At 49.8% G+C, this 19,090-nt stretch carries 19 protein-coding genes; 5 read left to right on the top strand and 14 right to left on the bottom strand.

Features of this window, described 5'->3' with window-relative positions; genetic code table 11:
* Position 1 precedes the first annotated feature (1 nt).
* Entirely contained in the window at positions 2 to 2,044 is a 2,043-nt protein-coding gene (prlC, locus tag U0026_RS01425) for an oligopeptidase A (protein WP_062778849.1), read from the bottom strand.
* Between the two features lie 203 nt (positions 2,045 to 2,247).
* On the opposite strand from prlC, the gene U0026_RS01420 reads away from it, so the two are divergent.
* Positions 2,248 to 3,090, top strand: coding sequence for a 23S rRNA (adenine(2030)-N(6))-methyltransferase RlmJ (locus U0026_RS01420; protein WP_062778847.1), 843 nt, complete (start codon positions 2,248 to 2,250; stop codon positions 3,088 to 3,090).
* A 105-nt stretch (positions 3,091 to 3,195) separates the two neighbouring features.
* Positions 3,196 to 4,551, top strand: coding sequence for a glutathione-disulfide reductase (gene gorA / locus U0026_RS01415; RefSeq protein ID WP_062778845.1), 1,356 nt, complete (start codon positions 3,196 to 3,198; stop codon positions 4,549 to 4,551).
* Positions 4,552 to 4,700: 149 nt separating this feature from the next.
* On the opposite strand, the gene U0026_RS01410 is transcribed toward gorA, so the two are convergent.
* Positions 4,701 to 6,083 (bottom strand): DEAD/DEAH box helicase, encoded by a 1,383-nt coding sequence (locus U0026_RS01410; RefSeq protein ID WP_062778843.1) that lies wholly within the window; start codon positions 6,081 to 6,083, stop codon positions 4,701 to 4,703.
* Positions 6,077 to 6,646, bottom strand: coding sequence for a hypothetical protein (locus U0026_RS01405; RefSeq protein ID WP_073971225.1), 570 nt, complete (start codon positions 6,644 to 6,646; stop codon positions 6,077 to 6,079). The genes U0026_RS01410 and U0026_RS01405 overlap by 7 nt, the downstream gene beginning before the upstream one ends.
* A 99-nt stretch (positions 6,647 to 6,745) precedes the next feature.
* Between U0026_RS01405 and U0026_RS01400 the strand changes: the two genes are divergently transcribed.
* A complete protein-coding gene (locus tag U0026_RS01400; RefSeq protein WP_062778840.1) occupies positions 6,746 to 7,057 on the top strand; it encodes a helix-turn-helix domain-containing protein in 312 nt (103 codons plus the stop codon).
* Between the two features lie 181 nt (positions 7,058 to 7,238).
* Here the strand turns inward: U0026_RS01400 and U0026_RS01395 are convergent, their stop codons facing one another.
* From U0026_RS01395 to U0026_RS01375, 5 genes are all read right to left on the bottom strand, one after another.
* Entirely contained in the window at positions 7,239 to 8,351 is a 1,113-nt protein-coding gene (locus tag U0026_RS01395) for an HNH endonuclease (RefSeq protein ID WP_255265585.1), read from the bottom strand.
* Between the two features lie 95 nt (positions 8,352 to 8,446).
* A complete protein-coding gene (locus tag U0026_RS01390; RefSeq protein WP_034496757.1) occupies positions 8,447 to 9,421 on the bottom strand; it encodes a GlxA family transcriptional regulator in 975 nt (324 codons plus the stop codon).
* Between the two features lie 128 nt (positions 9,422 to 9,549).
* Positions 9,550 to 10,329 carry an MBL fold metallo-hydrolase gene (locus U0026_RS01385; protein WP_016246480.1) on the bottom strand — a complete coding sequence of 260 codons (780 nt, stop codon included), beginning with the start codon at positions 10,327 to 10,329 and terminating at the stop codon, positions 9,550 to 9,552.
* Positions 10,330 to 10,601: 272 nt separating this feature from the next.
* Positions 10,602 to 11,090, bottom strand: coding sequence for a cysteine hydrolase family protein (locus U0026_RS01380; RefSeq protein WP_016246481.1), 489 nt, complete (start codon positions 11,088 to 11,090; stop codon positions 10,602 to 10,604).
* Positions 11,091 to 11,135: 45 nt separating this feature from the next.
* Positions 11,136 to 12,335, bottom strand: a complete 1,200-nt coding sequence (locus U0026_RS01375) for an MFS transporter (RefSeq protein ID WP_126440954.1) — start codon at positions 12,333 to 12,335, stop codon at positions 11,136 to 11,138.
* A 721-nt stretch (positions 12,336 to 13,056) separates the two neighbouring features.
* Here U0026_RS01375 and U0026_RS01370 point away from each other — a divergent pair.
* Positions 13,057 to 13,902, top strand: a complete 846-nt coding sequence (locus U0026_RS01370) for a DMT family transporter (RefSeq protein ID WP_062778838.1) — start codon at positions 13,057 to 13,059, stop codon at positions 13,900 to 13,902.
* A 137-nt stretch (positions 13,903 to 14,039) separates the two neighbouring features.
* On the opposite strand, the gene U0026_RS01365 is transcribed toward U0026_RS01370, so the two are convergent.
* From U0026_RS01365 to U0026_RS01355, 3 genes are all read right to left on the bottom strand, one after another.
* The gene (locus tag U0026_RS01365) at positions 14,040 to 14,813 is read right to left on the bottom strand and encodes an SDR family NAD(P)-dependent oxidoreductase (protein WP_016246484.1); all 774 of its coding nucleotides are present in this window, start codon (positions 14,811 to 14,813) and stop codon (positions 14,040 to 14,042) included.
* Positions 14,814 to 14,876: 63 nt separating this feature from the next.
* Positions 14,877 to 15,578, bottom strand: coding sequence for a DsbA family oxidoreductase (locus U0026_RS01360; RefSeq protein ID WP_062778837.1), 702 nt, complete (start codon positions 15,576 to 15,578; stop codon positions 14,877 to 14,879).
* 65 nt (positions 15,579 to 15,643) lie between these two features.
* The gene (locus tag U0026_RS01355) at positions 15,644 to 16,750 is read right to left on the bottom strand and encodes an alkene reductase (protein WP_016246486.1); all 1,107 of its coding nucleotides are present in this window, start codon (positions 16,748 to 16,750) and stop codon (positions 15,644 to 15,646) included.
* A gap of 219 nt (positions 16,751 to 16,969) precedes the next feature.
* Here U0026_RS01355 and U0026_RS01350 point away from each other — a divergent pair, with 219 nt between their 5' ends.
* Positions 16,970 to 17,299 (top strand): thioredoxin family protein, encoded by a 330-nt coding sequence (locus U0026_RS01350; protein ID WP_016246487.1) that lies wholly within the window; start codon positions 16,970 to 16,972, stop codon positions 17,297 to 17,299.
* 29 nt (positions 17,300 to 17,328) lie between these two features.
* On the opposite strand, the gene U0026_RS01345 is transcribed toward U0026_RS01350, so the two are convergent.
* From U0026_RS01345 to U0026_RS01335, 3 genes are all read right to left on the bottom strand, one after another.
* Positions 17,329 to 17,667 (bottom strand): carboxymuconolactone decarboxylase family protein, encoded by a 339-nt coding sequence (locus U0026_RS01345; RefSeq protein ID WP_016246488.1) that lies wholly within the window; start codon positions 17,665 to 17,667, stop codon positions 17,329 to 17,331.
* A gap of 16 nt (positions 17,668 to 17,683) precedes the next feature.
* Positions 17,684 to 18,253 carry a TetR/AcrR family transcriptional regulator gene (locus tag U0026_RS01340; protein WP_062778835.1) on the bottom strand — a complete coding sequence of 190 codons (570 nt, stop codon included), beginning with the start codon at positions 18,251 to 18,253 and terminating at the stop codon, positions 17,684 to 17,686.
* Between the two features lie 155 nt (positions 18,254 to 18,408).
* Entirely contained in the window at positions 18,409 to 18,966 is a 558-nt protein-coding gene (locus tag U0026_RS01335; RefSeq protein ID WP_016246490.1) for an OsmC family protein, read from the bottom strand.
* Positions 18,967 to 19,090 lie beyond the last annotated feature (124 nt).

Raw genomic sequence — 19,090 nt, 5'->3', positions numbered from 1 at the left:
TTCAGCCTTTGATGCCGTAATGTGCCAGCATCGCGTCCAGCTGCGGTTCGCGGCCACGGAAGCGTTTGAACAGCTCCATAGGCTCTTCAGAACCCCCACGCGTTAGAATGTTATCGAGGAACGACTGGCCGGTTTCACGGTTGAAGATCCCCTCTTCCTCAAAGCGAGAGAAGGCATCCGCCGCCAGCACGTCAGCCCACAGATAGCTGTAATACCCAGCCGCATAGCCACCAGCGAAGATATGGCTAAACGCGTGCGGGAAGCGGCCCCAGGTCGGGCCTGGTACCACGGCGACCTGCTTTTTAATCTCAGCCAGGGTGTCGAGGATTTTCGCCCCTTGCTGTGGACTAAATTCCGCATGCAGGCGGAAGTCGAACAGGCCAAACTCCAGTTGACGCAGAATGAACAGCGCCGCCTGATAGTTTTTTGCCGCCAGCATTTTATCCAGCAGCTCTTTCGGCAGCGGTTCACCAGTCTCAAAGTGGCCGGAGATAAACGCCAGCGCTTCCGGCTCCCAGCACCAGTTTTCCATAAACTGGCTTGGCAGTTCGACCGCATCCCACGGTACCCCGCTGATGCCAGATACACCGGCGGTTTCGATACGGGTGAGCATATGATGCAGACCGTGACCGAACTCATGGAACAGGGTAATCACTTCATCGTGGGTAAACAGCGCAGGCTTGCCGCTAACCGGGCGGTTGAAGTTACAGGTCAGGTAAGCGACCGGTTTTTGCAGCGTACCGTCGAGTTTACGCATCTGGCCGACGCAATCATCCATCCACGCCCCGCCGCGTTTATGCTCACGCGCGTACAGGTCGAGGTAGAAGCTGCCGCGCAGTTCGTTGTGCTCGTCGTACAGTTCGAAGAAACGCACTTCCGGGTTCCAGACATCGACATCGGTACGTTCTTTGGCGGTGATACCGTAAATACGCTTAACCACCTCGAACAGGCCGTTGACCGCTTTGTTTTCCGGGAAGTACGGGCGCAACTGCTCATCGCTGATGCTGTACAGGTGCTGTTTCTGTTTTTCGCTGTAGTAAGCGATATCCCACGGTTGCAGTTCGTCGACACCAAATTCGGCTTTAGCGAAGGCGCGCAGCTGAGCTAACTCTTTTTCACCCTGCGGGCGCGCGCGTTTGGCTAAGTCGGTCAGGAAATCGAGCACCTGCTGTGGGTTCTCGGCCATTTTGGTGGCGAGTGATTTAAAGGCATAGCTTTCAAAGCCCAGCAGCTGTGCCAGTTCGTGGCGCAGCGCGAGGATCTCTTCCATCACCGGGCTGTTGTCCCATTTGCCCGCGTTCGGCCCCTGGTCGGACGCACGGGTGGAATAGGCGCGGTACAGCTCTTCACGCAGCGCCTGGTTATCGCAGTAGGTCATCACCGGCAGATAGCTTGGGATATCCAGCGTCAACAGGTAACCTTCCTGCTCTTTCGCTTCGGCCTGCGCTTTTGCTGCCGCCAGCGCACTTTCCGGCATCCCGGCAAGTTCAGCTTCGTCGGAGACTAACTTGGTCCAGCCCATGGTGGCATCGAGCACGTTGTTACTGTACAGGTTGCCAAGTTCAGACAGGCGAGTGGCGATTTCACCATAGCGCTGCTGTTTGTCTTTTGGCAGACCAATACCGGAGAGTTCAAAATCACGCAGTGCGTTATCCACCGCTTTCTTCTGTGCCTGGCTCAGCGTGGCGTAGTTATCGCCATCGCGCAGGTCGCGATAGGCTTTGTACAGCCCTTCATTCTGCCCAACCCAGGTGCTGTACTCTGACAGCAGCGGCAGCGTCTGCTCATAGGCTTCACGCAGCTCAGGACTGTTTTTGACCGAGTTCAGGTGGCTGATTGGCGAGAAGATTCGCCCCAGCACATCGTCCACTTCCGCCAGCGGCTGGCAGAGGTTTTCCCAGGTGTACGGCGCGCCCTGTGCAACCACCTGCTCAACATTTTCACGGCAATCGTTCAGCGCCTTCGTGACGGCAGGAACGACATGCTCTGGCTGAATTTGGGAAAACGGCGGAAGTTCAAAGGGCGTCAGTAATGGATTGGTCATATGCACATCCTGGTCTAAGAAATAAATGAAGCACTCAACGGCGCTTTAGCGATGGATCTAGAATGGGGGATAGTCAGGTGAATTTCAATGTTAGCACCGGATGATATCCTCTCCCACGCAGGATAGAGCGCAATAGCGGTAATCTGCCCCGTTCTGCGGTAAACTATCAGCTATCTTGTTTAATTCCCGGAATCTCTGCATCCATGCTCAGTTATCGCCACAGCTTTCACGCAGGCAACCACGCCGACGTCCTAAAACATACCGTTCAGAGTCTGATCATTGAATCACTCAAAGAGAAAGATAAGCCGTTTCTCTATCTGGACACTCACGCCGGTGCAGGCCGCTATCAGCTGAGCGGCGAGCACGCCGAGCGTACCGGTGAATATCTGGAAGGTATCGCCCGTATCTGGCAGCAAGACGATCTGCCGGAAGAGTTGAAGCCGTATATCTCCGTGCTGGAACACTTCAACCGTAGCGGCCAGCTGCGCTACTACCCGGGCTCCCCGCTGATTGCCCGCCAGCTGCTGCGTGAGCAGGACAGCCTGGAGATGACCGAGCTGCACCCAAGCGACTTCCCGCTGCTGCGTTCCGAATTCCAGAAAGATAACCGCGCACGTGTGGCAAAATCCGATGGCTACCAGCAGTTGAAAGCCAAGTTGCCACCCGCTTCTCGTCGCGGCCTGATCCTTATCGATCCGCCGTACGAAATTAAATCTGACTATCAGGCGGTCGTTGCGGGTATTCACGAAGGCTATAAGCGTTTTGCCACCGGCACCTACGCATTGTGGTATCCCGTTGTGCTGCGCGCGCAGATCAAACGCATGATCAAAGATCTTGAGTCCACCGGCATCCGTAAAATTTTGCAGATTGAACTGGCAGTACGTCCAGACAGCGATCAGCGCGGCATGACCGCTTCCGGCATGATTGTGATTAACCCACCGTGGAAGCTGGAAGCGCAGATGAATAACGTGCTGCCGTGGCTGCACAGCAAACTGGTTCCAACCGGAATCGGCCATACGCTGGTCAACTGGATTGTGCCGGAGTAATCGCAGACATCGGTGGAACCTATTAACTTCAGGTATACAATCGCGAATATTTTGACGGGGAGCATGACGCTCACCCGTCCGACATTGAACGTTTGAGGAGCGCCCATGACCAAACATTACGATTACATCGCCATCGGCGGCGGCAGTGGCGGTATCGCCTCCATTAACCGTGCGGCCATGTATGGCCAGAAATGCGCGTTAATTGAAGCCAAAGACCTGGGCGGTACGTGCGTCAACGTCGGTTGCGTGCCGAAGAAAGTGATGTGGCATGCCGCGCAAATTCGCGAAGCCATCAACCTGTATGGCCCTGACTACGGTTTTGATACCACAATCAATAACTTCGACTGGGACAAGCTGATTGCCAGCCGTACCGCTTACATTGACCGTATTCATACCTCTTACGACAACGTACTGGGTAAAAACAATGTCGATGTGATTAAAGGCTTTGCGCGCTTCGTCGATGCGAAAACCATTGAAGTGAATGGGGAAACGATCACCGCCGATCATATCCTGATCGCCACCGGCGGTCGTCCAAGCCACCCGAATATTCCGGGCGTTGAATTTGGTATCGACTCCAACGGTTTCTTCGAACTGCCCGCGTTGCCAAAACGCGTTGCGGTCGTTGGCGCGGGCTATATTGCCGTTGAGCTGGCGGGCGTGATTAATGGTCTGGGCGCTGAGACTCACCTGTTCGTGCGTAAACATGCGCCGCTGCGCAGCTTCGATCCGCTGATCGTCGAGACGCTGGTTGAAGTGATGAACGCCGAAGGCCCGCAGTTGCACACTAACGCCTTGCCGAAAGCCGTGGTCAAAAATGCCGATGGCAGCCTGACCCTGGAGCTGGAAGATGGCCGCAGCCAGACCGTCGATTGCCTGATTTGGGCGATTGGTCGTGAACCTGCTACCGATGATTTCAACCTGGCAGCAACGGGTGTGAAAACCAACGATAAAGGCTATATCGTCGTCGATAAATTCCAGAACACTAACGTTTCAGGTATTTACGCCGTTGGCGATAACACCGGCGCTGTTGAACTGACGCCAGTCGCCGTTGCCGCAGGCCGTCGCCTGTCTGAGCGCCTGTTTAATAACAAGCCGGACGAGCATCTGGACTACAGCAATATTCCGACCGTGGTCTTTAGCCATCCGCCAATCGGCACCGTCGGGTTAACCGAACCGCAGGCGCGTGAGCAGTACGGCGACGGCGCCGTGAAGGTCTACAAATCCTCCTTCACCGCGATGTACACCGCCGTCACCTCACACCGCCAGCCGTGCCGTATGAAGCTGGTTTGCGTGGGGCCAGAAGAGAAGATTGTCGGCATTCACGGCATCGGCTTCGGCATGGATGAAATGCTGCAAGGCTTCGCCGTGGCGCTGAAAATGGGCGCGACGAAAAAAGACTTCGACAATACCGTGGCGATTCACCCGACAGGATCGGAAGAGTTTGTTACCATGAGGGGTTAGTGTAGGAAAGTCATCTCCACACCTTTAAAAATCTGGAAAACTGGCTTTTGAAGCCAGTTTTTTTATGGCTATTATTTATGTTTCATATTCTTGTTAATCTTCAAATAACTATCTTGATATAGTTGAATTCTTTTATATCGATCCAAAAACTACACTGTTGAGAATAAAAACGCATCAATCACTTGTTGATATAGTGAACCCATTTTCAGCTGCTTTGAATTATCTGAAATAGCAAAATCTGAAGTATTCATTTCGCCGAAATCCATTTTGATATCTACCTCTCCAACTTTATTTTTACTATTTCTTTGCATAAAATTTTGAGATACAGACCCATGAGCTGAAAACGACCAATCATCCGATTGTTGCTGCAAAATTTTATAGTCTTCCGGTAAATCTTCAGCCAATCTATTGGAGAATAAAGTCAGTTCATCAGTTGCCAGTGTGAATAACCAAGCTTCCTGATTTTTGCTTTGGTTCACTCGTAAGATCCTACCCAACACTTGTCTGAAATAAAGTTCAGTTTTGATAGTACTTAGGTGGCAACAGACCTGAAGCCTGGGGATATCGGTACCTTCGCTAATCATGCCAACACTAACAATCCATTGGGTTGCCGAGTGCCTGTAATACGCTATCTTAGAAAGAGCATCTCGATCATGGTACGTCACAATGGTTGCCGTTTGGGCAAACTCGCTTTCTAAAATGCTCAGTAGCTGGTATGCATGCTCAACTGAAGAAGCAACAATCAAACCGCCTGCATCGGAATTAACTTTTCGTATTTCACGAAGTTTTTCACACCCAGCTTTGAGCACATACTTCATTGCATCTGGATGCCAAATTATAGATTGGTAAGAAGTAATGGTTTCACTCAACAAATCTGAGATGGAACTAAAATTTTTTACTACTTCATCTGAAGAAAAAACTAAATTATTACTATTTATCAGTACAATTTTAGGCTTACGACAAACATTGTCGACAATAGCTTGTTGTAAGCCATATACATAATCACAACAGATCTCGCCATCCGGATCAGTGTATTTGGAAAGTACTATAGGCGTATTATCTGTTCTCCATGGGGTTCCTGTTAGTGCCATGGTGTAACTGGCACAGAGTTGAACTTGAGTAAGAATTTCGCCACCCCACATGTTGGCATTATCCAAAGAATCCCCCGAACAATGGTGAATTTCGTCGAAAATGACCAACACACGATGTCTCTGCAAAGAATCCCAGAAGGTCTTATCGAAATACATCAGGCTGTGATAAGTATACGCTGCGCCAACTGCCCCAAGGCCGCCATTGAAGTTCCTTTCAAGAATATTAGAGAACGTACTTTCAACGGATGAAACCACGGCAGATGAAGGTGCGAAGAATATGATGAGATCTACCAGATTAAGCTCCAGCATTCTCCTGGCAACTTCAGCAGCCATCATAGTTTTCCCAGCACCAGGGCTGGCAAGACATAGGAAGTGAGGTGATCCCGATTTGTATTTTTCTATCGCTGCGTCAGCGCATTGTTTCTGCCATTCCCTTAACATATACGATGCTCATCGTTATGCTGCCCAAGCACATTTGATAATGCAGTAACCCTGCCAAGCAAAACTGCGGACTGATTTTTTGCCTGCTGATAGAGACCCATAAAGCATCCCTTTCTGTTAGGGAAACGCACCATCAGGGACTGGTACTCTTCAATTTCACTAAGAATGACGGCAAGTTTGGCCTCATGGACAATTTTTTCTTTCCTCAGGTCTACTAAGAAAAGATCGACATCCGAAACTGAAGGTTTCACTTCTTCAGGCACAACTATAAGGCGTGAGTTTTTCGGCAATTTTCTTGGTATGAAAGTAGTTGAATAAAAGCTGTCCGTTTTCTTGTACAAGTTCTTCGAATGCTTACCACTATTTTCAATTTTATGTATGAATCCTAATGCCTCTAACCGAAGAAGTTGTCGGCGAATGAATTTTCTGGCTTCTGTCACATCAGCATAGTCATCTGTAGTTTTCAGCAAAGCGTCCCTGAGATGGATAGCACCGAACTCATCAAAATCTTTTTCTATCAACAAATTATAAATATACGGGTGCAATTTCACTGCAGACTTCATTGTCAAAAAATCCAAATCAGGAAACTTAGAATTGCTAAGTATACAGAAACCAACGAAACTTAGACAATCTAAGCACTCTAAGGCAATGATGATGACTACGTGGCTCACCCAAACCCGATACCTGAGAGGCTCAAAGCAGCCAGAACGAAAGCCGGGATCACTCAGAAAGAATTGGGTATCCGAATTGGCATGGAGCCAAGTTCAGCGAGCGGCCGCATGAATCATTACGAGAAGGGGAGACATACTCCTGACATTGATACTCTCAAACGTATGGCTGATGAGCTTGGGGTACCGATTAACTACTTCTTTTGTGAGAACGAAACGACAGCGGAGCTAGCTCGTCTGATCGCTAACATGACAGAAGAGCAACAAACCGAATTGATTACTTTGTTGAAGAAAAATCAGTCTTAGATTATTTACAGGGCTTATTTCGGAATATTATTTAAGCATCTTAGATATTCGCATCCAATTGATCACTAGTTCATTTTACTTGACTACCTGTTTGCAAATTATTTGGTCGTTTCCAAAAAAACTGGGACAGAGAAACCCAAATTGACGGGCAGCTTTGAGCGAGATGCAGACAGTAGTAGCGTTAAGCACTTTCAACATCATTACGATTTTCAATCCAATATTGCCGATGATTTATCAGATGAGTTGTTAACGGCCAGTTTTGCTTATCTTTAGGTAACCTGAGATATCGGCCATCTAACTCTGCATATTCTGTCCCGGCCAACTGTTCTGATATCCTTATTTTCAACTCGGTATCAATCCAGAGCAAACCACGGTCAAATAGAGTATGGATATCTGTTTTCAGTAACAGGCCATGCTGAGCACGGGTATGCCAAGCTCCTGCGTAGGGGGTGATATGTGCAGCTTCAAGCAACACTTGGATTGAACAGCCCGTTACTGCGCATTTACCCTCATAAGCTTCAATGAGCTTTCGTCTAAATACTGGTTGCCCTTCTCGAATAATGACCTCACGTAGTGCTTTGAGGCGAAAGTCACCTTCATCGTCAGGCAATTCATTGAATAATTCATCTCTCGCTTCAACTACCATCCGATCGCCTGGCCTTGGGGCGGCAATCTGAATTGGCGTCCTACCATCATCGCCAATGTCCCATATGCCGTGCAGCTCCTGCACATACTGTTCATACCGTGTATTTCGTAGGTTTCCGCTACGAAATAACAAGTCGTATGGGCTACCCAGGTCAGTCCGGGCGCTTTTTCGGCTACCAAGATATCGATATCGGGAGTTGCTATTAACGGTTAATGCATCCAGTTGAATACGAATCTCGCTCTCTTTCAGGGGGGCGTTGCTGTTACGGATCCACTGAACAATATTTTTAGCAGAAGCGGAATTTAGTTGTGTCACGGCATACCATACGCGGAGATATTGCGGATAATGCATTTCTTCAGGAATTATACCTGGCACATCAACAACATACGTTGAGAGATTATGATGACGCATCCATTCTCCCCACTGGCGGGAATGGGTGCTAATACCTATGCGATGAGGTTCGCGTTTGCCAATTTCATCATTGAATTCCTGTCGCGAGGGTGCTCGACCTAGTTTCTGATAAAGCTCATCACAGCAGTCCCACACAGCTCGTACTAATGGGCCCTGTGGGTATCCATCTTTGCTCTGGTTCAAAGTGTTCTCCGTCAACGAACATATCATGAGAATAGCAATATCCAATTCTGACACTAAATCCCCCGCATAGCATCAGGCGGTTATGAGCGAGGAACGGACGTGATACAAACCTTCTAGCTAAGAGGATTTAAACTGGTAGGGGTTGGCTCTCACTTCACGTCGACATCAACAGGCGCAGGCCCTCGAAAAGCTCTACGCCATTCGCTTGGACTGACGCTGAATCTCGCTTTGAAGCTCTGACGAAATGAGACTGGCGACTGAAAACCCACCATTTCGGATACACGTTCAATACTAATGTTTGTCGTTTCCAGTAACTCCTGACTTCTCTGAAGGCGTTCCGCGTTCAGCCAATCGCCAAGCGTCGTTCCGGTTGCCCTGAAAAAATGACGCGTTAACGTTCGTCGACTCATGCTGACAAACCCGGCAAGTGAGTCGAGATCATGAGGCTTGTCCAGGTTACGGCGCAGATACTCTATCAGTTCATTCATTTTGCTATCCCGGGTCGATACCGGGACCGGGCGTTCAATAAACTGGGCCTGGCCACCTTCCCGGTAAGGTGGAACAACCATTCTTCTTGCCACCCGGTTAGCTATAGCAGAACCGTAATGGTCACGGATAATATTCAGGCAGCAATCAATACCGGCGGCGGTGCCCGCTGAGGTAATCAGACGTTCATCACTGGTATACAGCGAGTTGCTGTCCAGATGGACAGCAGGAAATCGTTCAATAAAGTCCTGTTCGTATTCCCAGTGTGTGGCAGCACGGTGCCCATCCAGTAAGCCGGAATAGGCAAGTACGTAAGCACCGAGACAAAGTCCCACCACTTCTGCACCACGCTGCCATGCTTTTATTAACCCATCCAGCAGGGCCTGAGATGGTTTTTCTTCCGGATGATTCCAGTAAGGCACGATAATAATGTCTGCGGTGTCCAGCAGCTCAAGTCCATGCTCCACGTTGATGGACAGGCCCATATCAGACATAACAACGCCAGGGTTTTCAGCGCAGATTTCGACGCAGAATAAATCCGGTTGCGGCATAGACTGCCCGAAAATAATACAAGGGACTGAAAAGTGAAATGGGCTAAATCCGGCCGTGGCAATCACGGCGACCGTCAGTGCAGACATAACGTTAACCTTACCGTAAATGATAGCCACCGGCTTACCGGCGGCTAAAACGCTTATTTTAACTGACCAAACAATAACAGGTGACCAGTAGTAATGGCATTCCTCATCAGGTCAGGTGGGATGGCCTGTCAGAAAGCCATTGTCTCGCCGTCTGCGGGAATCAGAACCTTATCTTCAATACCATGTTCAAGCGTGAACTCGCGAAGTTCCGCACGGGTAAGAAGGCAATGATTAATCGATTCCATATGAGACGCCACGACGGTGGCATTGGGCAACATTTTCAGTGTGCGCAGTGTGTCCTCTTTGCCCATGATAATCGGACCGTAAAGGTCATTTACCGCATAACCGGTGTTCAGCACCACAATCTCCGGTTTGAAACGTTGCAGGTTTTTTGCGTAAGGCTTAACCCAGACAGTATCACCCGCGATATACAACGTTTTTTCATCATGGTGAGTGAAGACCAGCCCACATGCATCACCGAGTAGCTCACCCCACTGGGCATCAGCGTACAATTCGTTGCTGCCATGCTGGCCGTCGGTTTTGTAAATAGTCATGCCGTCTACGAAATGATTTTCCTCTTTCAGAACGCGAATGTTGAGAAAGCCCTGAGAGCGGAGAAGTGCCGCATCTTTTTCATCCTGCGTGTAGATAAGCATGTCTTTGGGAATAGCCTGCTGGGCAGCCTCATCCCAGTGATCGGTATGGGTGTGAGTCAGGATAACGGCATCAACCGTCAGTAAATCCTTAACGGCCACAGGCAAGGCCACCATTGGATTACGCAGATGTGGGCGTGCACTTCCAGCAAAGCCGTCCCAGGCTTCTTTTTCGGCCAGCATAGGATCGATAAGGAATTTTTTACCGGCATATTCCAGTACCAGCGTGGCGTTGCGGATTTGCGTTAATTTCATTTATTGCTCCAGTCATTAATCAGATTTATTCACCCACCGTATTGGCTGTTGTGCTGCCGGGGGGATGCGAGTGGGCTTACTATAAAATGAGGAAGGGAGAGGTCGTGACATGCTCTCTGGTCATTAACCGATGAAATCAGGTCAATCGTAATGCGCAGGGTTTAGTGGTATTCCGTTACAACCCAATGACGGTTCAAATGAAATAAAAAAGGGATGTGTTATCTGAAAAAACACATCCCCTGGATAGGCCTGTACTTAACAAAATCAGTTGGTTAACTCACATTGCAGCGTGCACTCAGTCCGAACAGGGCAAGATCGCTCAGAGCTTTGGTGGGTGCAGCGCATGCTTGCGCAATGATATGCATCTTCATGCCCTGAGCTTGCGGGGAAAGCGCAGTATGTGTGACACAGTGCTGCGTCATCATGCCGGTAAGATAGATATCAGTGATGCCATTCTCACGTAGCAACTGCTCAAGGCTGGTTTCGAAGAAGCTGTCTGCCTCTTTCTTGATAATCACGGGTGCATTTCCCAGTGCAGCAACAACATCCGGATGAATGTTCGCGCCTTTACTGTCAGGTTTGAAGAAAGGAGCTTCGGGCGTTGCAATATGCTGGATGCCGACGATAAGCCAACCTTCTTTGCGCGCTTTTTCAATCGCAGTCATTGCAGCTTTACAGGCTAGCTCAGGCTCCTCAAGCGGAAAGGCTCCGCCCGGGAAATAATCATTCTGAATATCAATAACAATCAGAGCATTTTTCATGTTGAGTCCTTGGGGTTTATTGGTTGGAAGGTTCACAGAGTCAATTTACTGCAGTGGTAAAGTGACCTCATTCTCAGCGTTATCCTGACGTTTTTTACGCACAGCGAGCCACAGTAGCGGCACCATAAGAAACAGGACCCAGGGTACTAAAAGGAGGTGCATGGTTTTCCAGCCATAAGCATTTAGCAGTGGGCCGGCACCCAGCGAACAAATCAGGCTGAAGATAAAGACGCTCATGTCATTGGTCGCCTGCGCAACCCCCTTTTCCTCTGTAGTGTAAGTTGTTGCCAATAAGCTGGTTCCGCCGACATAGAGAAAGTTCCAACCGATTCCCATCAATATTAATGCACCCGTAAACACTCCCCAGGTGACGCCTGAAAACGCCAGAGCAAGGTAAGCAAGCATGAGAAGAATGCCCGCCAGCATAATGTTAATGACGCCAAATCGGTCGATCAGTTTTCCGGTGAAGAATGACGGTACAAACCGGCCCAGTATGTGGAGCTGTATCACGGTAGCAATTTGAGGCAAGTCAAAATCGTAGTGCTTCATCGCGATAGGTGTCGCGGTCAGGCCCAGTACCATAATTCCAAATCCTGACGCGCCGGAAAAAAGGGCAACAAGATAAGCGGGCTGAAAAACGACTTTTTTCCATGACCTCGCGATAACGTGTTCAGAAGCTTCCATTGACTGAACCGGTATCTGTAAACGTGATAATAGCAACAGACCCACCGAAGCCATTATTCCCATAAAGAGGAATGACCCTGCATAGGAAACGCTAAAAAATGCGCTTCCGAAGCTTGCCAGAAACGGGCCAAGCAGAGCGGCAACGACACCTCCAGCCAATACCAGCGAAATAGCTTTAGTCCGGAATGCCGGGAGAACGACTTCACCGGCGGCAAAGCGATAAAACTGAGCGAACGCCTGATAAATCCCCAGAAAGAACATACCAATACACAGCAGAATGAAGGAATATTGGATCATTGCCGCCATGGAAATAATAGCCGACATAATTCCGCTCAGAGCACCGGTTATAAAGCCGGTTTTCCTGCCTATCCGGCTCATCCATAACGATGCAGGAAACATCACTAACACAGTGCCAAGACTTGCCATTGCGAGCGGTACGGTGCTCAGCGCGGGGCCGGGGGCAAGAAGCGCACCTGCAAGCCCACCGATAGTCATTATCAGTACCGCTATGGATTGAAAGATGGCCTGAGAACCTGCAAGTATCAGGACCTGTCGATGCATATTCCTCATTTTTTTGAAGCTCCGAAAGACACGAAATTAAGCATCAATACAATTTCAGTCTCAGTGACTATTACTGACTGAGTTAAGGTTGCGTCACTCAGAAAGATGCTGGGTCAGGATGGCGATCAGGTTTGAACAAGGCGATTTTTCATGAGAAAGATGAGCTAATGGCCTGCTGACGTTGCCATTATAGGGAGAGTGATGAGTAGTCAGTGAGTGGGCTGCACGCCAGGAATCAATGAAATTGGGCCAATATGTCATGCGGTCGAGTAAAGACCTAATCAGCCAATGCCATCCAGGAAATCATTCAACGTTAATATGCTTTTTTATCTGGGTGTCCGCTCCTGGCACTAAGCGGAATAGCTAACTGTGCGGGAGGTCAGCTGTGAGCGATCAGCAGACGTAAGACAATCTGTATAGACTTAAATCACCAGAAGTCGATGGAACTACAATGTAGGATGTACACAGCTAAACCACTCATTTTATCTGGACTGAAACCTCTTTTTGACAAATAACATGCAACCCATGAAATGATATTATCGGCAACGTATTTTACATGACGTTATTTAACTCTAGCCATCCGAAACACACGACGATGATGTCTGAAGTTAGACGTTCTCGTGAGAATGCGAGTACCGAAAGTTGTGCTTTCTAATCTTTCAAAATCCAATGTAAACTACCAACTAATTGGTAGCTAAATTTTTTCCTGAGGATTCACTGAATGGCTAAAACTGCACTCGCCCTGAAAGTATGTCTGGCCATGTTGGCTTTCGCGGCAAACTCTATTCTTTGCCGGTTGGCACTCAAGGGTGGACATATTGACCCTTTTTCCTTCAGCAGCTTACGCTTGCTTAGCGGTGCGTTGGTTCTGCTGCCTTTTCTGTTTCTTCACACCCGCACCTCCCTGTCCGTATGGCGTCCATTAAGTGGGTTCTATCTGATGGTGTATGCGGTTCTCTTTTCAGTCGCCTACATCCACCTCGATACGGGCGCCGGGGCGTTGTTACTTTTTGGTGCCGTGCAGTTTGCGATGGTGATGTACGGATTATTTAAGGGAGAGTCACTGTCAGTATTGCGAGCAAGCGGTCTTATGCTCGCATTAGCGGGCATTGCCATACTTTTGTTACCCGGAGCTAAAGCGCCCCCCATTTTTAGCGCGGTTCTGATGATTGTGGCCGGGTTAGCCTGGGCTGCATATTCGATAACGGGGAGGAAGACACAAAACGCGGGTGCATCCACGGCGGCAAACTTTGTTATGGCCGTTCCAATGGCGCTCATTCTTTCAGTGCTGTCTATAAAAGAGGGTCACTACGATGCCGCGGGAATTAGTCTGTCATTGCTATCAGGAGCCGTCGCATCAGCCGGAGCCTACGTGCTGTGGTACACCCTTTTACCCTCCCTCGCCTCGATTACGGCAAGCACACTTCAGCTCAGCGTCCCTTGCCTTGCCATGCTGGGAGGGGTCGTGTTTCTCGGTGAATCGTTGACTTCCAGAATGGTATTTTCAGCCCTCGCCGTACTGGTTGGTATAGTGATGGTGACTCAGGAAAAGAAACCGACAGTCTGACCCTCGACGGTTGGTGGAAGTAGCGGTCTGGCGGATATTGTGATTTTCCGATGCGATAGTCAGGCGCGGGGGATCCAGCGTCAGGCCTGCAAAAAAATGCCGCCCGGTGAGGGGCGGCTCATTTGAACGTGCTTTGATTAGCGTCTGACGGCCATGATGCCGGCATCGACGTCCCAGATAGCTCCGGTGACCCATGATGCTTTATCAGACAGCAGGAACAGCATGGTATTGGCTACATCCTCCGCTGTCCCGACACGCCCCAACGGATGGAAGTCGTTCAGAGACTTCATCGCATCGGCGATGTCGGCTTTATCCATGAACCCTTCATAAATTGGCGTATGCACGATTCCCGGTGATACGGCATTCACTCGAATCCCGGCACTGGCCAGCTCTATCGCCAGATTACGCGTCAGGGCATGCAGACCCGCTTTTGCCATGGAATAGGCAGAAGACGGCGAGTCACCCAGCGCAGCCTGTGCGCCAATCGACCCGACGTTGACGATAGATCCTTCCAGCTTCGCCGCCAGCATGTTCTTTACGACGTCCTGCGTTATGAAGAACGTGGCGCGGTTAAGCGAAAGATACATGTCGTAATCGGCAAAGCTGTGCTCGGTGAAATCTTTGGGAATGAAAATCCCGGCAGCATTGACCATCAGGCTGATATCTCGGTGGTTGGTGTTGATTTCCTGACGAATGGTTTCCATGCCCTCTTCGGTCATCAGGTTTGCCGCAATAACCGCAACCGGGCCCAGTGGGCTCAGCTCTTTTTGCACGGCTTCCGCTTTGTCTTTTTTATTGCCGGTCAGAACAACACTACCGCCTGCTTCGAGCACCATGCGTGCGACAGCCAGTCCCATGCCACTGGTGCCGCCGACGACGAGTAGTTTTTTACCTTTAAAAAATTCACTCATTTTCATACTCCTCTATTTACAGGTAAGAAGTTGACGGCACGGTCAGTGCCGACGGTTGACGGGCTAAATGCTGCAGCCTTCGGTTCCGCAGGTCTGACCCGCAGTGGCTGAAAACTCAGTTTGCTGCTCATCCCATACCTGACGCAGGGCGTTCAAAAAGTTATCTGCGCTCTGAGCACCGCTGATAGCGTATTTTTCGTTCATCACAAAGACCGGGACACCGCTGACGCCGATGGAGCGTGCATGAGCTTCATCTCCGGCAACGGAAGCACGGAAATCGTCGTTTTCAAGAGCGGCTTCAGCGTCGATTTTTGCCATGCCCGCTTCAACGGCCAGTGCAACCAGTTCATTACGGTCGAAGAGAGAGCGACCCTCAGTGATACTGCCGCGGTAAAAGCGTTCTTCGACGGCATCCGCTATTCCAGCTTTACGCGCGGCAGTCAGAAGGGTGTGAGCATCTTCGGTATCACCAAACATCATGGTGTCGAAGTTGTAGGTGAGGCCTTCAGATTTACCGGCGGTCTCCACCTGATTCATCATCAGTTCTGCCGAATGCTGGCTACCCAGCTTTTTCACGATGGCCTCTCTGAAAGGCATTGTTGAGCTACCGCCAGCCAGACGGTAGCTGTGATGACGGATCACCACCTGATCGTGAAACTCAAAACTGTTCAGCCCCTGTTCAAATCGTTTTTTAGCAATCCAGCACCACGGGCAGACTAAATCTGACCAGATATCAATGGTGAGAGTAGGTTTAAGCGTTTTCATGATGACTCCTCAAAGATTGTGGGACAGACGCGTTAACTTCCTGAAGAACGGCGCCTGCACTGGATTTATTCAGCCTGCCAGACCGGATAATCGGTATAGCCTTTTTCCGGAGAACCACTGACGCCGTAGTACGTGGTACGGTCACTTTCTGCCAGCGGCCAGCCGTTTTGCATTCTTTCGACCAGATCAGGGTTGGCGATGTAAGGGACGCCAAACGCCACTAAATCCAGCTCATCGGCTTCAAGTGCCTGTTCGGCGATATCGCGAGTGAAACCACCTGCAGCGATAATGGTGCCTTTAAAAGAGTTGCGGAAACGGCGGCGGAATTCTTCCGGCAGCGGGGCTTTGGTGTACACCGGCTGATAGTAAAGGTGCACATAGGCAAGTTCGCGCTGACCGAGAGCGTCAGTGATGGCTTCCCAGGTTTCCTCTTCCCCCTCATACGGCGCGAGGTCATAAATACGGCCGAAGGGAGAAAGGCGCACGGCAACGTGGCTGTTACCCACCGCGTCAGCCACGGCATCAATAGTTTCCAGCAGGAAGCGCTGACGGTTTTCCACGGAGCCGCCGTATTCATCGGTGCGGGTGTTTAATTCGCTGCTGAGGAACTGGTCAAAGATGAACCCGTTCGCCGCCATGATTTCCACGCCGTCAAAACCGGCTTCCATTGCCAGACGCGCGGAATGTACAAAGTCGGCGGTGATGCGTTTCACTTCATGGGTTTCCAGTGCGCGTGGCTGGCTTGGCACAACCGGGCCCGGCTCGCCGGATTCGGTCAGCGCAAAAACAGTGGTATTGACCGCCTGAACGGTGCCCGCTGAAACCGGTGCAATGTGGCCCGGCTGAAGAGTGGTGTGAGACATACGGCCGACGTGCCAGAGTTGGGCGAAAATACGGCCACCTTTGGCATGAACCGCTTTCGTCACCTTACGCCAGCCCTGAACGTGTGCGTCATTGTAAATGCCCGGAGTATAGAGATAGCCACGGCCTTCTTCTGAAACAGGCATACCTTCGGTGATGAGCAGACCAGCGGAAGCACGCTGTGCATAATACAAAGCCACGACCTCGTCCGGTACGTCATTCATGGTGCGGGTGCGCGTCATCGGCGCCATGATCACACGATTTTTTAATGTCATGCCAGACAGGTTGTAGGGGGTGAACAGCTTACTCATCGTGTACCTCACAAAGACAAAAATGGTTTATCCCCACAGGGGAATGACAACGTCCGGCAGACTCACCGACTGAACATCGTCGGATTGCAGTTGCGTAAACATCTGATGGCTGGCACTATACCAACCATCTAGTAGGTAGGTCAACGAAAACCATTACGATACTTGTTTAACGCAACGGCCACCTGCGTAAACGCCCGCGAACTCATTGAGGTCATCAACATGCGTAACTTAACATCTTATAACGAAGATAATTTCCGGCAGATAGAACAGTACGAGGGGATATCAGTCGTGCGTTTTTCTGCTCCGTGGTGTCCGCCCTGCCAGGCAAGCGAAGAGATGTTCAGTCTGTTTGTAGAACGGCTCGATGATGATATCCAGACAGGAAAGGTCAATGTCGATCAGGCGCCGGTGTTGACGACCAAATATGAAATATGGGGACTACCGTCGGTACTGATATTTCATGAAGGACAACTGGTAAAACGCATACCGGGTGTGAAATCGCCTGCGGTATATGCGCAGGCAATTGCGGACATTAAAAAAGGGCAATAATGCCCTTTTAAAGAGGAAATATTTAACGCTTAACCGCGAGCCTGGCTTACTGCATCCAGGGTACGTGCTGAATAAATGACAGCCGCGCCCGCATTAAGGTTGATCGCAACGCCCAGTGCTTCGGCGATTTCCGCATCCGTTGCGCCGGCTTTAACGGCAGCGTCAGCGTGGAAGGCAATACAACCGTCACAGCGCGTGGTAACTGCGCACGCCAGTGCAATAAGTTCGCGAACTTTAGCACCCAGAAGATCTGTTTTGTTGCCTGCATTTCCCAGAGCAACCACGCCTTTCATGGTATCCGGGGTTAGCTTGCCGAGTTCACCCAGGCGTTGCATTAAATCTGTGCGGTAATTGTTCCAGTCTAACATTTTGTCAATCTCCGGATTAACGGGTATTAAGGAGCAGCTTTATGTATTTGAGGCTGCTACTAAAAACTTCTGGCCTCGCCGTAGCACGGGCCACGACGCTTGCACCTTCGCAAAGGTTAATGATCATCAAAGCCAGGTCAGAGGCTTCACCTTGCGGCGCAATCTCACCGGCAGCAATTCCACGTGAAACAACGCTCATCAGCCACTCAATCTGCATATCGAAATAGCGCGACGTCTGGTCAGTGATATTGCTGGGCAGATTGGCTGTCTCAGCTGACAATGCACAGCACAGCGGTAACAATGATGCGCGATGACTCTGGGCAAAAAGGTCAACATAAGCAGCTATTCTTTGCGCGGCTGTTTTTTCTGAGGCCTCAATCTGTTCAAACATGCGTTGAGTATCCGCCAATGCCTGAATCACCACTTCTTCGCCCAGAATATCTTTGGTCGGAAAATGGTGATGAATGCTGGCCTTGGTAATGCCGACAATTTTAGACAAATCAGCATAACTGAATGCCGAATAGCCTTTTTCGCGCATCAGATATTCGGCCTCACTGAGCAGCCTTTCCCGCGTCATGGTTGTCATAATTGCTCCATATAATCTACTAGTTGGTAGATTATATTCCTGCATTTTTGGGGTAGCAAGGTGTATCACTGACTAATTATTGTTCTGTCCTGAGGGTAACGGCCATCCTGCTTTTCGGGATGGCATCGTTACGTTTTTGACATCAAATCAATCATTCACACTAAGCGTGTAATCATTTCTACAGGGTTAGCCAGCGTGTCATGGATAGGGGAAGTATTTTTCATTTCGCTGACCAGCGCTTCTAATTCCTCGCGACTTGCGGTCTTGCTCGTCAGGTGAACATCAACGCGAATGGCTTTAGCACCTTTACGCACACTGCTGTTGAGACCCAGGAAGCCATTGAGGTCAATATCAAAATTCAGATCCAACTCAATGCCTTCGAGGTCAATACCTTTTTCAGCAGCCATCATAGTCAGGGTTGCGGTATAACAACCCGCCAGCGCCTGCATAATGTATTCGGTCGGGCTCATACCGGTATCGGTACCCAGTAAACCTGCAGGTTCATCCCCGATATTGGAGAATTTACCCACACGGCTGTCATCAACAATACCGTTCTGAATAGTGGCGCCGGTTTCCGTGCGAACGGTTAACCCGCCGTTGGAACGGGCTTTCATCTGGAAAGTCAGATTACCCAGGCCAGGCTGAAGGCGAACGGCTTCACGGGTATTGCGGATAGCATTTGCGGCTGCAGAAGGTTTAACGGTAGTAGACATAATGGCTCCAGGGATTTATTAAGAAAGAGTGTAGTTATCGTTACCGACAACCAATCAACTAGTAGGTAGGTTAGTGTGAGAAACTATCTTTGTCCACTCTTTTATGAAAAAGGGGACTGGAAGC

The organism is Kluyvera intermedia, assembly GCF_034424175.1.
GTDB classification, from domain to species: Bacteria; Pseudomonadota; Gammaproteobacteria; order Enterobacterales; family Enterobacteriaceae; genus Kluyvera; species Kluyvera intermedia.
This window is presented reverse-complemented; position numbering and strand designations above follow the sequence as displayed.